The organism is Flavobacterium sp. (assembly GCF_035456085.1).
GTDB lineage: Bacteria > Bacteroidota > Bacteroidia > Flavobacteriales > Flavobacteriaceae > Flavobacterium.
This window is the reverse complement of sequence record NZ_DATIDY010000042.1, coordinates 1-15496: the sequence shown is the minus strand read 5'-3', so window position 1 is coordinate 15496 and position 15496 is coordinate 1. Positions and strand designations below refer to the sequence as shown.

Below are 15496 nucleotides of genomic sequence, written 5' to 3'. Positions count from 1 at the left end.
AAAAATGAGTATTATTTCATTAATTATAAAAAGAGAGTTTGTTTCAAAAGTTCGTAATAAGTCCTTTATAGTGATGACTTTTTTGAGTCCGTTACTATTTGTGGCAATTACGGGTTTTATAGCTTATTTAAGTTCTATGAAGCCAGAAACTAAGCTTGTTGCCATTCATGATGAGTCAGGTTTGTTTGTAAATGAGTTCATGGCTTTGAACAAAAAAGACAATGATTATAAGTACTTAGATTATTCCAGAGTTAATATTCAGGTGCTAAAGGATAGTATTACCAAAGAAAATTACGAGGCATTGCTTTATGTGCCAAAGTCATCAAATAATAAAGAATTAGAAACAAATATTCAACTGATTTCTAACGAAAGTCTGAGCATTAATTATATCGAAAAACTTCAAAGGATTATTTCTGATAAATTGACTAAGGAAAATTTGGGATTAGCACATTTGGATACTTTAGCCATTAAAAAAGCAAAAGCCAAAGCAGTTCTAAATTTATCAAAAGCTTCGGGAGAAGAAAGTCTTAGAGGTTTAAACGAAATTAAAATTGGAATCGGAGGTGCATTTGGGTATTTGATTATGATGTTTATTATCATTTATGGAAATATGGTTATGCGATCTGTGATTGAAGAAAAGACTAATCGTATTGTTGAGATTATAATTTCATCAGTAAAACCATTTCAATTGATGATGGGAAAAATTATAGGAACGTCATTAGCCGGTTTGATGCAATTTTTAATTTGGACAATAATTGGTTTGTCATTAATGTTTGCAGTTTCGGCATTTTTTGGAGTTAATATTAGTCCAACCACCAGAGTTTCTCCAGAAGTGATGCACGCAGCAGGACAAGAATTCACAGGAACAGCTCAAATGTATATCAAAGAAATGTGGAGTTTACCTATCGTAAGCATTTTGATTAGTTTTGTTGTATATTTCATTGGAGGATATTTTCTGTATAGTTCTTTTTATGCCGCAATTGGAGCTGCTGTAGATAACCAAACAGATTCTCAACAATTTTTAATGCCTATCATTATGCCTTTGATACTGAGCGTTTATATTGGATTTTTTACAGTAATCAATAACCCACACGGAACCGTAGCTGTCGTTTTCTCAATGATTCCACTTACATCGCCTATAGTAATGCTAATGCGAATTCCTTTTGGTGTACCGTGGTGGCAAATTGCAATTTCCGTATCTTTGTTATTCGCAACTTTTTTTGGTGTCGTTTGGTTTGCAGCCAAAATTTACCGCGTTGGAATTTTAATGTATGGTAAAAAACCAAGCTGGAAAGAATTGTATAGATGGCTTAAGTATTAGAAGCTTCTAAGTTTCTGAGAAGCTGAGTTTCTAAGTTTTTAGAAACACTTAGGATTTTAATAACTTGAACAAAAAAACTTAGAATCTTAGTAACTTAGATTCTTAGAAACTTTAAGAAAAAAGAATGAGTAAAATACTAATTATCGAAGACGAAGAAGCTATTAGAAGAGTATTAGTTCGAATACTTGGTGAAGAAAATGAATCTTATGAAGTAGATGCTGCTGAAGACGGGGTTATAGGACTTGAAAAAATAAAAGAGAACGACTACGATTTGGTTTTATGCGACATAAAGATGCCAAGAATGGATGGTGTCGAATTATTAGAAGCTGTAAAAAAAATTGATACCGAAATCCCAATTGTAATGATTTCCGGGCACGGAGATATGGAAACAGCCATTAATACAATGCGTCTTGGAGCTTTTGATTATATCTCAAAACCACCAGATTTAAACCGTTTGCTTAATACCGTTCGAAATGCATTAGACAGAAAAAAACTGGTTGTTGAGAATAAAATTTTAAAAAAGAAAGTCAGTAAAAAATACGAAATTATTGGCGATAGTGAATCTATCAATCTAGTAAAAGTCATGATTGATAAAGTTGCTCAAACCGATGCGCGTGTTTTGATTACGGGTCCGAACGGAACCGGAAAAGAATTAGTGGCTCATCAATTGCATGACAAAAGCGAGCGCTCTTCGGCTCCGATGGTCGAAGTCAATTGTGCTGCGATACCTAGTGAATTGATAGAAAGCGAATTGTTTGGTCATGTGAAAGGGGCGTTTACTTCGGCAGTAAAAGACCGTGCCGGAAAATTTGAAGTAGCTCACAAAGGAACCATTTTTTTAGATGAAATTGGAGATATGAGTTTGTCTGCTCAAGCTAAAGTGCTGAGAGCTTTGCAAGAAGGAATTATTACCAGAGTTGGCGCAGATAGTGATATCAAAATTGATGTTCGTGTGATTGCCGCTACGAATAAAGATTTGAAAAATGAAATTGCAGAGGGACGTTTTAGAGAAGATTTATACCATCGTTTGGCGGTTATTTTGATAAAAGTGCCTTCTTTAAATGAGCGACGAACAGATATTCCAGCATTGATAGAACATTTTGCTGTCAAAATTGCAAATGAAAATGGCAATGCAGTGAAACATTTTTCAAAAGAAGCTATTAGTTTATTGCAAGAATATGATTGGACAGGAAATATTCGTGAATTACGCAATGTTGTAGAACGACTCATTATTCTTGGTGGAAATGAAATCTCTGAAAGTGATGTTAAAGCATTTGCGAGTAAATAAATAAGCTATTAGCGAAAATCAGCAGCTAAAAGTGAAAATTATTGAGAAAAAACTTTTAACTATTGCCTTTTAGCTTTTGCCTAATATAAAAAAAATGAAATTAAAAAAAATAAATCAAGTATTACAAGAAGGCTTAATTGATGCCGGATTGACAGAGGCTAATGATTTGCAACAACAAACTTTTTCGACTATAAAAAGTGGAGCAGATGCAATTATTTCTTCTTCAAGCGGCACCGGAAAAACAACAACGATTGTATTAAACGTGATTCAGCAATTAGTTCGTGAAGGTGAGGAATCTCCTCGCGCTTTAATTTTTGTTGAGGACAAGGCCAAAGTACTTGAAATGGAAGAACTCTTCGAAAAGCTTGGAAAGTTTACCAACTTAAGAGTTTACGGAGTTCACGAAAAAGGGGATATGGAGTATGATAAAAATTATATTTCGGCTGGAATTGATGTACTGATCGGAACGCCAACAAAATTAAATGATATGTTTACGACGGCGGGATATAATGTGAATCGATTGAAAATGTTTATTGTTGATGATGCAGATTCGATTTTGAAATCACGCCATGAAACAAAAATCATGAGAATTTCTAATAGTATTGCCAAGACGCAACGCATTATTTTTACAGATCAAATTACAGAACGTATTGAAATATTAGCGGATAAAATGTTGATAGAGCCTTATGTTTTTGATTTAGATGAAGAATATGAGGAAGACGAAGAGGATTTTGATGAAGATGAATCAGTGTTTCATGAAATAGATGATTTTGATGAATCTGACGAAGAAATAGAGGACGACGAAGAATAGTGGTCAGCATTTAGTCTTTAGTGTTCAGTTAAACAAAAACGTATATGCACTTCTATTCCTTATATGGTTCAAAAATAGTTTAATCCAAAGTTTTATGTTAATTTTAAATTAGACTTTAATAATAATTTTAAAAAAATAAATAATATGGGATTAATGAAAGTGTTTTCGGGAAGCGAAATTTTGGCTTTGGCATTACAAGAAAAAATTGAAGCTGCAGGAGTAGAAACTACAATAAAAAACAATATCCAATCGGCTAGATTGTCTGGTTTTCCAAATTCAGATTCAGCGGTTGAGGTGTTTATTCAGGAAACTGATTTTGCAAAAGCAAATCCAGTTATAGAAGAGTTTAGGTTAAACATCTAGTAAATAGATTTCAATTACATTTGAATAACCTTGAGACTAATTAAGTGTCAAGGTTTTTTTTATAATATATTGTTTAATAGTAAATTGGGCATGGTAATTGCTTATTGCAGCAAGAGTTATTACCAAATACAGAATTAAAAAAGAGCCAATACTTCTAAAAACAAGAAGAGAAAATGAAACATACAAAATACAAAATGATAGTTTTGGATATGGATGACACGTTGTTAACAGACGACCACACTATATCTGAGGAGAACAAAGAATTGATTTTCAAAGCACAGGAATTGGGAGTTTATGTGGTTTTGGCTTCTGGCAGACCAACTTCGGCAATGACGGCTTATGCCAAAGAATTGAAAATGGATTTTTATAATTCATTTATGCTTTCTTATAATGGTGCTGTAATTACAGATTTAAAAGACAATAAAATTCTGTTTGAACAAACATTAACCAAAGAACAAATTCACGAATTGCATGATTATAGTTTGGAAAGCAAAACACATATTATCACTTATGTGAATGATGCGATTGTTAGTGAAACTGATTCGGAATACATTGAAATAGAAAAACATATTACAGGTTTACCACATAATAAAGTAAATAGTTTTAAAGAGGAAGTTCAGACAAATGCCGTAAAATGTATTTTGTTAGAAGAGCCTTCTTATTTAAAAACGGTTGAAGGTGATTTGAAACTAAGAATGCCACATTTGAGTGTGTCGATGTCAAAGCCGTTCTTTCTTGAAGTGGCACAACAAGGGATTGATAAGGCATTTAGTTTAAAAAAATTAGCAGAGAAATTAGATATCAATCAAAGCGAAATTATTGCTGTTGGAAACGCAGGCAATGATTTAACGATGATAGAATATGCGGGTCTTGGAGTTTGGGTTGATAATGTTGATCCCGAATTAAGAGATAAAGGAGATGTCGTTGTTGCTTCCAATAATAATCACGGAGTTGCTGAGGTGATTAGAAAGTATATTTTGAACTAGTTCATGAAAACTAGTTTAGAAACCGAAAGACTAATTTTAAGAGAGTTACTACCTACGGATGATATTGGTATGTACAAATTGGATTCAGATCCAGAAGTGCATCGTTTTTTAGGAAATAAACCCGTAATGCATATTGATGAAAGCAGGCTGATGATTGAAAATATTCGAATGCAGTACATTAAAAACGGAATCGGTCGTTGGGCAGTAATCCTCAAAGAAACTAATGAGTTTATTGGCTGGTCCGGAATAAAATTGATTAAAGATTCTATAAACAATCATCAGAATTTTTATGAAATAGAATATCGTTTTATACAAAAGCATTGGGGAAAAGGTTATGCAACCGAAGCCGGATTGGCGTTTGTTGATTTTGCTTTTAATGAAATGAAAGTTCCTGCTCTTTACGCTTATGCTGATATTGGGAACAGAAATTCAAGACATATTCTGGAAAAACTAGGAATGCAATATGTCAATTCATTTAAGTACGAAGGAGAAGAGGAAGTTTGGTATACAATGAAAAATCCAAATCTATAATTTGTTCTAAATAAGAAAGTCTGACAAACCAATGACAGACTTTCTTAACAATCATATAAAACCAACTAAGCTGTTGGTATTTTCAACTTCCATCCCGGCTGGATCAAGTCGGGATTTTTAATGATATCTTTATTTGCTTCATAAATCGCCTGCCAGGTAACTCCGTATGCTTTTCCGATTTTCGATAAGGAATCTCCGCCAACTACGGTATATTCTGTTGTTGCTCCTGCTGCCACAGTTATATTCATAACCACATCAGCAGCTCTGAAATCAGGGTCAATTTTCCCATACACATCCCAAAGTTTTTCTTTATCTGCACTCGATTTTGTAGTTCCGTCAATATATAACACATTGTCTTGTTCACGAACTTGTAAACCTGTAACTCCCAAATTATTTGCTGTAGAAATCAATTCAGCATATTTATCTTTTAAGCTCATCTTGCCGTTTATTTAATGGTTAATTGATTTTCGACTTTTTTAGGTTTTAATTCCTGTATACTCTGAATCAAAATTGGTAATTGATCTCTTTTTATTTCTCCTTTTAAGGTAACAACACCATCCAAAACTGTAGCCTTAACGCCAGAATACGTTTCAACGACTTTGCTTACTTCGGTATTCAGTACAGCATCAGAATTAATTTCTACAGGAGCAGTTGTTATGACAGGTTCCGGAGCAGCAATTTCGCAGTTATTCACTACCGATTTTACGCCTTTTACCCCTTTAGCAATGCTTTCACAACTTTCTTTACAGGCGGCATCTTTGCAAACACCGGATATGGTTGCCACACCATCTTTTACAGTAACTTGCATACCGGGCATGTCACCCATTTTGGCAGCAATCTCTTTTTGAATGTCTGCATCTTTTGGACCACAAGACAATACTAAAACCGCAATACTTAAACTACAAATAATCGATTTAATTTTCATGATTGTGTTTTTTTAAAATTATTTTTAAAGTTAACAATTTCATTTTTAACTGATTACGAATTAAATGTATTTATTTGTAGATTTTTACACCTTTTTTTGGCTTGAATACAGATTAAAAAAAAAGTCGTTCCACTCTAAATGAAACGACTGTTTTTTGAAGATTGCAGATACAAAATCGGCAGTGTATGATGTAAAATATAGATTATTTTTTAGCTACTGAAATAAAGTAATTGTTTCCGTCACCCATTGAAAGTTTAACTCTTTCATCACAAACGTCGATAACAAATTTACCGTTGTCATAACAAGTACAAGTTGTTTTTTTGTCTTTAGACATTTCATTGTCACATTTACCTGTTTTGTATTGAGCCAATTGTGGCGTGTAAAAAGAAACTAAATCTGTCGAAGCCGTTACCAATGAAATAATACTTTGAGAGTTGTCATTGGCAATTCTGTAAACAATTCTATCAGTATAATTGATGTTGTCTACAGATACTTTTCTGATATAAGTGTAAGCTGTTGATGCAGCTTCTACTGATTTTTCTTCAAATTTAAAGCCAAGAGTTCTAATGTCAAGATTGAATTTTTCTTGTGAGTTATAACTTGCCCAAGAAGTCAAAGTACTGATTGTTGGAAAAGGATTTTTGGTTGCAATTGTTGGTGTTGCTGGTGCGTTTTGCGCTTGTAAGCAAAGCGTCATTAATAGTAGGGAGATTGTGAGGCGAATTGATTTCATTTATTTTAATTATTTATTATTGACCTACTCTTTATGGTTTTCGGCAATCCCATTTATTGTTATTAAATACAGTTTTGTTTTTAAGTTAAATATCAAAAGTTTTAAAACAGAATAATACGAAAGAATTTACTCTATTCCTTAACAGATAAAGTCATATAATATTTTATACGCTCTCTATTATTTTTGAAAAAAAACTTTTTGAATTTTGCTAAACGATACAATCCACTTATTAAGTGTAATTTAAGATTGTGCCGTTTGTTTGTTTTTGGAATGGTGAAAATAATATTAAAATGAATATGAACAAAGTCTGACGGGAAAAAAATAATCTTTTCTAGAGGCAAAAAAGCAAAAATTAAAGTGAATAGCTCAAATGCAGATGAATATAAATAATTATCAGCTTCATAGTATAGATTTTTGTTTGTAAATTTGCACGCTCAATTTTTTGACAACGATTTCATTAATTGAGAATATATTATGGAAAGAAAAAAAGTAGCCTTTTATACTTTAGGTTGTAAACTGAATTTTTCAGAAACGTCAACCATCGCCCGAAATCTACAAGATGAAGGTTTTGACCGAGTAGATTTTGAAGAAGTAGCCGATATGTATGTGATTAACACTTGCTCAGTTACTGAAAATGCTGATAAACAATTCAAACAAGTAGTACGAAAAGCAATGAAACTGAACGACAAGGCTTTTGTCGCAGCAGTTGGTTGTTATGCTCAGTTAAAACCAGAAGAATTGGCCAATGTGGATGGAGTAGATTTGGTTTTGGGTGCTACAGAAAAATTCAAACTTGCAGATTATATCAACGATTTATCCAAAAATGATTTTGGAGAAGTTCATTCCTGCGAAATTGCCGAAGCCGATTTTTATGTAGGGAGTTATTCAATTGGAGATCGAACTCGCGCCTTTTTGAAAGTGCAGGATGGTTGCGATTATAAATGTACCTATTGTACAATTCCTTTGGCTCGTGGAATTTCCCGTAGCGATGAATTGGAAAATGTTTTGAAAAATGCTTACGAAATTTCAAAACAAGATATTAAAGAAATTGTTCTTACTGGTGTTAATATCGGAGATTACGGAAAAGGGGAGTTTGGAAATAAAAAACACGAACATACTTTCTTGGAATTAGTTCAGGCTTTAGATAAAGTTGAAGGAATCGAAAGATTGCGTATTTCGTCGATAGAACCTAATTTATTGAAGAATGAAACGATAGATTTTGTTTCTAAAAGCAGAACTTTTGTACCACATTTTCATATTCCATTACAATCAGGAAGTAACGATATTTTGAAATTGATGAAACGTCGTTATTTGCGCGAAGTATATACCGAAAGAGTGAATAAAATTCGTGAAGTAATGCCTCATGCTTGTATTGGTGTTGATGTTATTGTTGGTTTTCCTGGTGAAACCGATGAGCATTTCTTAGAAACCTATCATTTCTTGAACGATTTAGATATTTCCTATTTACACGTTTTTACTTATTCTGAAAGAGATAATACCGAAGCTGTTGCGATGGAAGGAATTGTTCCTGCAAATGTTCGCTCGAAACGTAGTAAAATGTTAAGGGGTTTATCTGTGAAAAAACGTCGTGCTTTTTACGAAAGTCAATTGGGAACTAACAGAACGGTATTGTTTGAAAGTGAAAATAAAGAAGGTTATATTCATGGCTTTACAGAAAATTATGTAAAAGTAAAAACGCCTTGGAATCCAGAATTAGTTAATACTTTGCACGAAATCAATTTGACAAAAATTGATGAAGACGGAAGTGTGCGTATGGAGTTTGTCTCCCAATTGGTTTAGTTTAATAAAAATAAAATAATGAGAACTGCTTGATTGTTTCAATTGAGCAGTTTTTTTTATAAATATATTTTTTCTACAAATGAAATTTTTTTAACATTCCAACTACACCCAATCTTGTCATTCCGTAGGAATCTCACGTTGGTTACTCACGTTGCGTGAGATTCCTACGGAATGACAAGATTGACGATTATTATAGAATCTGGGACAATTCGTTCTATCCGCCAAATATGAGGCAAAAAACAAGTTATTTTTTCAAAGTCAGTTTGTAAATAGTAGTTTCTAATTTATCAGTATCGTTGTCTTCACAAAGCATAAATTCAATGGCTGTATCAGTATTTTGATAAACGGTTATTCCTTCGAATTTGTGTGTGTCACTGATTTTTTTGGTGAAGTCAATTTTCATTGTTTTGGTATCAATGCAACCGATGAAGCTTCCTAGAATTTCGCCATCATCATAAGTTGATTTGGTATCTTCGGCAGTGGCAAGGAAATAAATTTTGTCATCTAACGCTACGGCATCAGTAAAACTTGATCGAACACCTTTTATTTTAGGCAATTTATATTTATTGGAAATCATGTTGAACTCATTGATGAGGTTTTTGCCTTGAATAGTAAAAACGACATTTTTTGTATCTTCTCCATTGCCGCGGTTAAATAAATACCATTCATCTCCAGTGTAAATGGCACCTTCAATATTAAATTCGTTAGGTTTTATTCCCGCAAAACTTTGCATTACGGTATACAAATCGGTAAGGTCATCTGTTCTTATTTCTTTGGCAACAGTATTGATTTGAATTAATTTATTTCTTTTTTGGGTAGAACCTGAGCCAAAAACATAAAGCGTATCTCCAAAATGTGTGATTGCTTCAAAATCTGGTTTTTCGCTTTTGATAATATTTTCAGTTGCATTTTCTATGATAGCGTGTTGTTGCAGCTTTTGTGAAGGAATTGCATATTCATACAGAAATCCACTGTTGTCGCCGATTATAAATAAATTGTTGTCTTTGTAGATAAGACCTGAAGCAGAACCAATTCCGATAATGTGAAATAGAATTTCGAGTGTGAATTTTTCCATGAATGTTGTTTTGAAAATGAGTGTCTTAGTCCAAATGCTAAAGAAAATCTTTTCGAAAAAAAAAATCATTTGCAACGAACACTTGGATTAGACTTATCAAAATTAATCTATTTTATTTGGAAGTAAATGTTATCGTAGTGATTGTAATCAAAAAAACTCTTGGTCGGAATCGCACCGTAAATGCTTAAAGTTGTAAACCAAATGTTATTTTAATCAAAAAGCCATTTCAAATGAATGAAATGGCTTTAGAATTATAAACTATTTAGGTACTTAATTTTTTATAAATTTAAAATTTTGGTTACTATCAGTTGTCAAAATATACACGCCTTTTCTAAGAGAAGATAAATCAACTGATTGAATGTTTTCTGCTTTATTGTTTACAATCACTGTTTTTCCAGAAATATCAATGATTTTGAATGATTTTATACCAGAGTTTGGAGCTATTGATAAAGAGTTTATTACAGGATTTGGATAGAAAATGATTTTGTCACTTGAAGTTTCGAATTTTGAATTTGCCAAAGTTGGATTTGCACCAACAAAGCTAATATCATCAATATAAAAAGTGTCGGTGCTTTTTCCTAAATCTAAATTTAGTCTAGTTATCGCACTTTTGGCTTGAAAAGAATAACTTATTTTTTGCCAATTCGTATTTGTAATTATTGTATTTGGCCCATAATTGGCTGAAGCGGCTGTTGTTGAAAAACGAACGGTATTACCACCATTAACGGCTTTTATCCACATGCTTGCTGTGTAAGTTCTTCCAACTTCTAGTGTCATTTCATCACTAACTAATTGCACATTAAATTCATTAGCTCCAGTTGAAACGGCTTTTAATGCTCTTGACCCACTATGTACTTCGACAGTTTCTGCTGTTAGATTTGCGCCACCATTATATTTGTTCCAATTAGTAAAAGTGTCTCCTGTACCTGCTTCCAAATCCCCATTAAGGATAAAATCTTTGGTTGGGACAGTTGATAAATTGAACATTTCGGCATCATCGATATAAAAAGTATCTGTTCCTTTTCCTAAATCTAATGATATTTTGGTAGTTGTTGCAGTTGCAGTAAATCCATAAATATATTTTTGCCAAACATCTTTTGCTACGGTATAATCTGGAGCATAAACCGCAGTTCCTCCTACTGTAGAGAATCGAACGGTATTACCACCTGCTACACCTTTTATCCAAATGCTTATTTCATAATTTACACCTACTATTGTGGCAATATCATCACTTTGTAATTGTACATTATATTCATAAGTTCCTGTAGATACTGCTTTTAGACTTCTCGTGCCACTATGGATATTTACTGTTTCGGCAGTTAAATTTGCTTGTCCATTGGTTTTTGTCCAATTTGTAAATTCATCTCCGGTTCCATTTTCGAATCCACTGTTCGATAAAAGATTTTGAGCATTCAAACTTAATATTGCACCAGATAATACAAGCAATAATGATAGGTAATTTTTTTTCATAATTAGTTTTTCAGTTAATTGATTTTACAAATACAACCGATTGTTTGCGCAACCGATTGTTTTTCAAAAATAAAAAAATATTTGATATATGTTTAAAATTTTCACGCTAATTTTTTATTTTATTTTTTTAAAAGTTAATTATTTAATGTTTTCTCATTTTTTTTAAAAAATATTTTTTCGAAATTAATGCTCCGAGTCATTATGAAATTGAAATAGGAGTGTTGTTTTCTTCAAATTATTTTTTTGAAAGAAAGACATGGAAAAGACTCTATTTGAATTTAAAATTTTTCATAAGGTATTTTTTAAAATTTCATTTTGTAGTGTTATAATATTGAAATGAAAATCTGTAAGTTATAATTGAAGTTTTGTTAATGTTGAATTCATCTTTAGTTTAAAATATGACATTTTCTTTGACGCACGCCGAAGTGAATCGCTATTCTTTCAAAACACCCACGATTCGGAACATTGCTTTAACAGCTCCTTATATGCATAACGGTGTTTTCAAAACATTGGAAGAAGTAATAGATTTTTATGACCAAGGCGGGGGAGAAGGTTTAGGATTCCATTTGCCCAATCAAACCTTACCAATAGATAAATTAAATTTAACCCCCTTAGAAAAAAAGCAATTAATCGCTTTCATGAAAACCTTGACAGATAAAAAACTGTATTAAGTTTAACGCGTTGGGTGAAATTATTTTTTACCACATAGAGGCATAGAATTTATAGTCTTTAAAAGACTTTGATAGTCGTTTTACTTATCACATAGCCAATCTAGGTGGAAAATAGGCTTATTTCTATTTATTCTTACAATGATTTGCTATTAAATCTATGTTTCTATGTGGTTAATTTTTTATTTAAACTTTGACCAGTGCGACAGCGAATTGGCAAAACAATTTTACCCAACGGGTTATTTTAAATAAAAAAAACAAAAAAAGGTGCGCCAATTACAGCGCACCTTTTTAACAACTAATTCAAAAAACCATTTCTTTATAAATCAAAACCATATGCTACACGAACACCGACTTGACCAACGCCTTTGTTTAAGCTTCCGTCATTATTTGTTCTCATAAAGTTTTCATATTGCTCATAACGCAATGAAATATCAATGTATTTGGTTGCATAACCAATACTTGGCGCCCAAAGGAACGAAGTGTTGTGATAATGAGGGTCAGTAACAAAAGCGGCACCGGCTTCACCCATTATATAAAATTGATCATTCCATACAAAAGCTTTGAAACCAGCTTTAGCAGGCACAAAACCAAGATCATCACCATCAGCTTCGCTTACAAATAGACGGCTGTAACCTGTAGTTAGCGTTAAAGAATATCTTTTTGACAGGTCATATTGCAATCTAGCATCTGCTCCTAAAGCTAATTTATATGGATCGTGTACTGCATATCCACCAGTTAAACCCAATCCAAGGCGGAATCCTTTGTCATAAGTTGATGAGTCTTGTGCATTGGTATTATTTGCAAATAATGTTGCTATTGCTACCAACATAATGAATTTGAATTTTTCTGTAATTTTCATCTGTATAAAATTTTAGTTTGTAAAAAATTGATTATAACATACATCTTTTGTAAGAGTATGTCGCAAATATATAACCGTAAATCTGGAGGCTTATTATACAATTATTTGGGTTTTTTATATGATTCGCAGTTTGATTTTTTGATTTATGAGTGATTTTTTAAAAATAAAAAAGAATGAAATTTAGTAGTCGTTTTTTATTCAATTTGGTTGATTTGTCAGGTAATCAATTATTTATGTGCTAAATTCGCAAAACTCACATGCTCTTTTATTTTTTGATTTTACGCGCCTTTCAAAACAAAAAATCAATAAAAAGCCAAGTAAGCTTTTTTCGTATTTCTGAAAACATTTTGCAGTTAAAATTCTTTAAATACTATTAATTGAAGTCAAAAAATGATAGAATCACTTTCTTCTAATTATCTTTGCCGACTCAATAAACAAAACATGAACTTATCCCAATACACTAAAGAATTTGCATACAATATAAAACTGGCGTATCCCGTAATTTTGGGAATGCTTGGACATACATTAATTGGAATTGTAGACAATTATATGGTAGGGAATTTAGGTTCGACTGAGTTGGCAGCCGTTTCGTTGGGGAATAGTTTTATCTTTTTGGCAATCGCTGTCGGAATCGGATTTTCAACTGCTATCACACCCTTAATCGCCGAAGCTCATGCTGAGAAAAATGACAAAAAAATCCGAACAACCTTTCATCATGGCTTGTTGCTGTGTAGTATTCTAGGCGTTTCATTATTTATCGTAACGGTCTTGTCCAAGCAATTGATGTACTTCATGGATCAGCCAAAAGCGGTTGTAGAGCTTGCTGCGCCTTATATTGATTGGGTAGCTTTTTCGATGATTCCAATGGTGATCTATCAGGGATATAAACAATTTGCCGATGGATTATCACTGACCAAATATTCGATGTATTCCATTATCCTGACCAATATTGTACATGTTTTTTTTAATTACGCATTGATTTACGGATTTTGGATTTTTCCAAAATTAGGCGTAACCGGAGCCGCTTTGGGTACTGTGATTTCGCGAATTATGATGGTGGTTTTCATGCATTATCTGATGAAGCATAATGTTGTTATGAATCAGTATTTTAAAAACTTTACTTTCAAAGAAATCAAGAAATCAATCATCAAAAAAATCATTAGGCTGGGATTTCCATCCTCTATGCAAATGTTGTTTGAAGTGACTTTATTTACAGCGGCAATTTGGCTTTCAGGAACTTTAGGAAAAAATAGTCAGGCAGCTAATCAAATTGCGCTGATATTAGCGTCGTCAACATTTATGGTAGCTATGGGGCTGAGCGTTACAGCGATGATCCGAGTAGGGAATTCCAGAGGAATCGCAGATTATAAAAACTTAATTATCGTGGCGCGATCGATCTTTTTATTGGCAATAATCGTCGAAAGTTTTTTTGCTTTAACCTTCGTGGTCTTTCATAATTTCTTACCGCATTTATTTTTAAACACAACTGATCCAGCACAGGCTCTCGACAATATCGAAATCATTAGTATTACATCCAAATTATTATTGGTGGCCGCAATTTTTCAAATTTCCGATGGAATTCAGGTAGTTGTTCTGGGTGCTTTGAGAGGTCTTCAGGATGTAAAAATCCCTATGTACATTACCTTCGTGGCGTACTGGGTGATCGGTTTTCCGGTTTCATTTTATTTGGGAAGATATACCGACTTAAAAGCCGTAGGCGTTTGGATTGGTCTCTTGGCGGGTTTGACTGCCGCAGCATTGTTTTTGTACATTCGCTTTGCAAGTCTGACCAGAAAGTTGGTTGTCGAACATACTAATAAAGAAATTTTGGAGCAGTAGTTTTTGTTTTCAAAACGAGTTCCCACCTGCTGTCCGCTATATCTTTCCTGCCGAACCCCGGCAGGAAAGGATGCCGCTCCCATCAGGGCTAAACGACAACTTTATTTTTTTTTTAGAAGTTTTAAAAAAAAGGAATCTCAATAAAAAACGTATTTTTACAATCTTATATTAAAATTTTCAAAACATATGGAATTACCAAAATTCTTACTAGGAGACAATACTGATTTTGCAGAGGATATATTTGTTATTCACTTAGATTACCCAAGATTTATCATCAACTTAAAAGACGATGAAGTGGAGTTCTTGGAAGAAGCAGAAGATCTTGACGAAGCAGAACTAAATGCCGAAATGGAAGGACTTATCGTTCTTGCAAATGAGTTTTATGATAGAGAAATAGCTCGTTACGAAGAGTAATTTTTAGTTATAAATTAGTTCTCGCAAAGACGCGGAGAAGCAAAGAAAAATCTCTGCGGACTTTGCGAGAAATACAATATAAAGAATCTGTATTAACGCGTTGGATGAAATTATTTTTTACCACATAGAGACATAGAATTTATAGATTTTAAAAAGGCTTTTATAGTCGTTTTACTTATCACATAGCCAATCTATGTGAAAAATAGACTTATTTCTATTTATTCTTACAATGATTTGCTATTAAATCTATGTATCTATGTGGTTCATTTTTTATTTTGGTAAATTACACCCAACGGGTTGTATTATTTCTTTGTAACGATATAATATATTCGGGTCAGACGAACATTATGCTTCTTAGCAGTTTTTGGAACATGGTTCAAATCAATATACGAAGCTTCTTTTAAAACGTA

General features: G+C 32.8%; 15 protein-coding genes and 1 pseudogene. 10 read left to right on the top strand and 6 right to left on the bottom strand.

The features are described 5' to 3' along the window. The first annotated feature begins 4 nt into the window (after positions 1 to 4). From VLC96_RS03565 to VLC96_RS03540, 6 genes are all read left to right on the top strand, one after another. Positions 5 to 1321, top strand: a complete 1317-nt coding sequence (locus tag VLC96_RS03565) for an ABC transporter permease (RefSeq protein ID WP_325260678.1) — start codon at positions 5 to 7, stop codon at positions 1319 to 1321. A gap of 124 nt (positions 1322 to 1445) precedes the next feature. Then, complete coding sequence (locus VLC96_RS03560; RefSeq protein WP_325260677.1) at positions 1446 to 2609, top strand: sigma-54-dependent transcriptional regulator; 1164 nt, start codon at positions 1446 to 1448, stop codon at positions 2607 to 2609. 94 nt (positions 2610 to 2703) lie between these two features. Beyond that, a complete protein-coding gene (locus tag VLC96_RS03555; RefSeq protein ID WP_325260676.1) occupies positions 2704 to 3420 on the top strand; it encodes a DEAD/DEAH box helicase in 717 nt (238 codons plus the stop codon). Between the two features lie 144 nt (positions 3421 to 3564). Beyond that, a complete protein-coding gene (locus VLC96_RS03550) occupies positions 3565 to 3783 on the top strand; it encodes a putative signal transducing protein (RefSeq protein ID WP_325260675.1) in 219 nt (72 codons plus the stop codon). 173 nt (positions 3784 to 3956) lie between these two features. After that, complete coding sequence (locus tag VLC96_RS03545; RefSeq protein WP_325260674.1) at positions 3957 to 4769, top strand: Cof-type HAD-IIB family hydrolase; 813 nt, start codon at positions 3957 to 3959, stop codon at positions 4767 to 4769. A 3-nt stretch (positions 4770 to 4772) separates the two neighbouring features. Continuing rightward, positions 4773 to 5300 carry a GNAT family N-acetyltransferase gene (locus VLC96_RS03540; protein WP_325260673.1) on the top strand — a complete coding sequence of 176 codons (528 nt, stop codon included), beginning with the start codon at positions 4773 to 4775 and terminating at the stop codon, positions 5298 to 5300. 65 nt (positions 5301 to 5365) lie between these two features. Here the strand turns inward: VLC96_RS03540 and VLC96_RS03535 are convergent, their stop codons facing one another. The 3 genes from VLC96_RS03535 to VLC96_RS03525 all read right to left on the bottom strand — a co-directional run bounded on the left by VLC96_RS03535 (position 5366) and on the right by VLC96_RS03525 (position 6958). After that, positions 5366 to 5737, bottom strand: a complete 372-nt coding sequence (locus VLC96_RS03535; protein WP_325260672.1) for a LysM peptidoglycan-binding domain-containing protein — start codon at positions 5735 to 5737, stop codon at positions 5366 to 5368. Positions 5738 to 5745: 8 nt separating this feature from the next. Further along, positions 5746 to 6225, bottom strand: coding sequence for a BON domain-containing protein (locus VLC96_RS03530; protein ID WP_325260671.1), 480 nt, complete (start codon positions 6223 to 6225; stop codon positions 5746 to 5748). Positions 6226 to 6427: 202 nt separating this feature from the next. After that, complete coding sequence (locus VLC96_RS03525) at positions 6428 to 6958, bottom strand: hypothetical protein (RefSeq protein ID WP_325260670.1); 531 nt, start codon at positions 6956 to 6958, stop codon at positions 6428 to 6430. Positions 6959 to 7429: 471 nt separating this feature from the next. Here VLC96_RS03525 and mtaB point away from each other — a divergent pair, with 471 nt between their 5' ends. Then, positions 7430 to 8758: a tRNA (N(6)-L-threonylcarbamoyladenosine(37)-C(2))-methylthiotransferase MtaB gene (mtaB, locus tag VLC96_RS03520; protein WP_325260700.1), complete on the top strand. Its 1329-nt coding sequence runs from the start codon at positions 7430 to 7432 to the stop codon at positions 8756 to 8758. 244 nt (positions 8759 to 9002) lie between these two features. On the opposite strand, the gene VLC96_RS03515 is transcribed toward mtaB, so the two are convergent. Together VLC96_RS03515 and VLC96_RS03510 are read right to left on the bottom strand one after the other, a co-directional pair. Then, entirely contained in the window at positions 9003 to 9833 is an 831-nt protein-coding gene (locus tag VLC96_RS03515) for a DUF6929 family protein (protein ID WP_325260669.1), read from the bottom strand. 270 nt (positions 9834 to 10103) lie between these two features. Beyond that, on the bottom strand, positions 10104 to 11303 hold the full coding sequence (locus VLC96_RS03510) for a carbohydrate binding domain-containing protein (RefSeq protein ID WP_325260668.1): 1200 nt from the start codon (positions 11301 to 11303) through the stop codon (positions 10104 to 10106). Positions 11304 to 11740: 437 nt separating this feature from the next. Between VLC96_RS03510 and VLC96_RS03505 the strand changes: the two are divergent. Further along, a pseudogene (locus VLC96_RS03505) lies at positions 11741 to 11974 on the top strand (cytochrome-c peroxidase); the annotation flags it as partial. Between the two features lie 316 nt (positions 11975 to 12290). Here the strand turns inward: VLC96_RS03505 and VLC96_RS03500 are convergent. After that, complete coding sequence (locus tag VLC96_RS03500) at positions 12291 to 12833, bottom strand: hypothetical protein (RefSeq protein ID WP_325260667.1); 543 nt, start codon at positions 12831 to 12833, stop codon at positions 12291 to 12293. Between the two features lie 441 nt (positions 12834 to 13274). On the opposite strand from VLC96_RS03500, the gene VLC96_RS03495 reads away from it, so the two are divergent. Both VLC96_RS03495 and VLC96_RS03490 read left to right on the top strand, forming a co-directional pair. Then, positions 13275 to 14672, top strand: a complete 1398-nt coding sequence (locus VLC96_RS03495) for an MATE family efflux transporter (RefSeq protein WP_325260699.1) — start codon at positions 13275 to 13277, stop codon at positions 14670 to 14672. A 186-nt stretch (positions 14673 to 14858) separates the two neighbouring features. After that, positions 14859 to 15086, top strand: coding sequence for a DUF8828 family protein (locus tag VLC96_RS03490; RefSeq protein WP_325260666.1), 228 nt, complete (start codon positions 14859 to 14861; stop codon positions 15084 to 15086). Positions 15087 to 15496: the final 410 nt, after the last annotated feature.

Coding starts and splice junctions, on each gene's coding strand:
- VLC96_RS03565 (WP_325260678.1), top strand. CDS start 5: ATGAGTATTATTTCATTAATTATAAAAAGAGAGTTTGTTTCAAAAGTT.
- VLC96_RS03560 (WP_325260677.1), top strand. CDS start 1,446: ATGAGTAAAATACTAATTATCGAAGACGAAGAAGCTATTAGAAGAGTA.
- VLC96_RS03555 (WP_325260676.1), top strand. CDS start 2,704: ATGAAATTAAAAAAAATAAATCAAGTATTACAAGAAGGCTTAATTGAT.
- VLC96_RS03550 (WP_325260675.1), top strand. CDS start 3,565: ATGGGATTAATGAAAGTGTTTTCGGGAAGCGAAATTTTGGCTTTGGCA.
- VLC96_RS03545 (WP_325260674.1), top strand. CDS start 3,957: ATGAAACATACAAAATACAAAATGATAGTTTTGGATATGGATGACACG.
- VLC96_RS03540 (WP_325260673.1), top strand. CDS start 4,773: ATGAAAACTAGTTTAGAAACCGAAAGACTAATTTTAAGAGAGTTACTA.
- VLC96_RS03535 (WP_325260672.1), bottom strand. CDS start 5,737: ATGAGCTTAAAAGATAAATATGCTGAATTGATTTCTACAGCAAATAAT.
- VLC96_RS03530 (WP_325260671.1), bottom strand. CDS start 6,225: ATGAAAATTAAATCGATTATTTGTAGTTTAAGTATTGCGGTTTTAGTA.
- VLC96_RS03525 (WP_325260670.1), bottom strand. CDS start 6,958: ATGAAATCAATTCGCCTCACAATCTCCCTACTATTAATGACGCTTTGC.
- VLC96_RS03515 (WP_325260669.1), bottom strand. CDS start 9,833: ATGGAAAAATTCACACTCGAAATTCTATTTCACATTATCGGAATTGGT.
- VLC96_RS03510 (WP_325260668.1), bottom strand. CDS start 11,303: ATGAAAAAAAATTACCTATCATTATTGCTTGTATTATCTGGTGCAATA.
- VLC96_RS03500 (WP_325260667.1), bottom strand. CDS start 12,833: ATGAAAATTACAGAAAAATTCAAATTCATTATGTTGGTAGCAATAGCA.
- VLC96_RS03495 (WP_325260699.1), top strand. CDS start 13,275: ATGAACTTATCCCAATACACTAAAGAATTTGCATACAATATAAAACTG.
- VLC96_RS03490 (WP_325260666.1), top strand. CDS start 14,859: ATGGAATTACCAAAATTCTTACTAGGAGACAATACTGATTTTGCAGAG.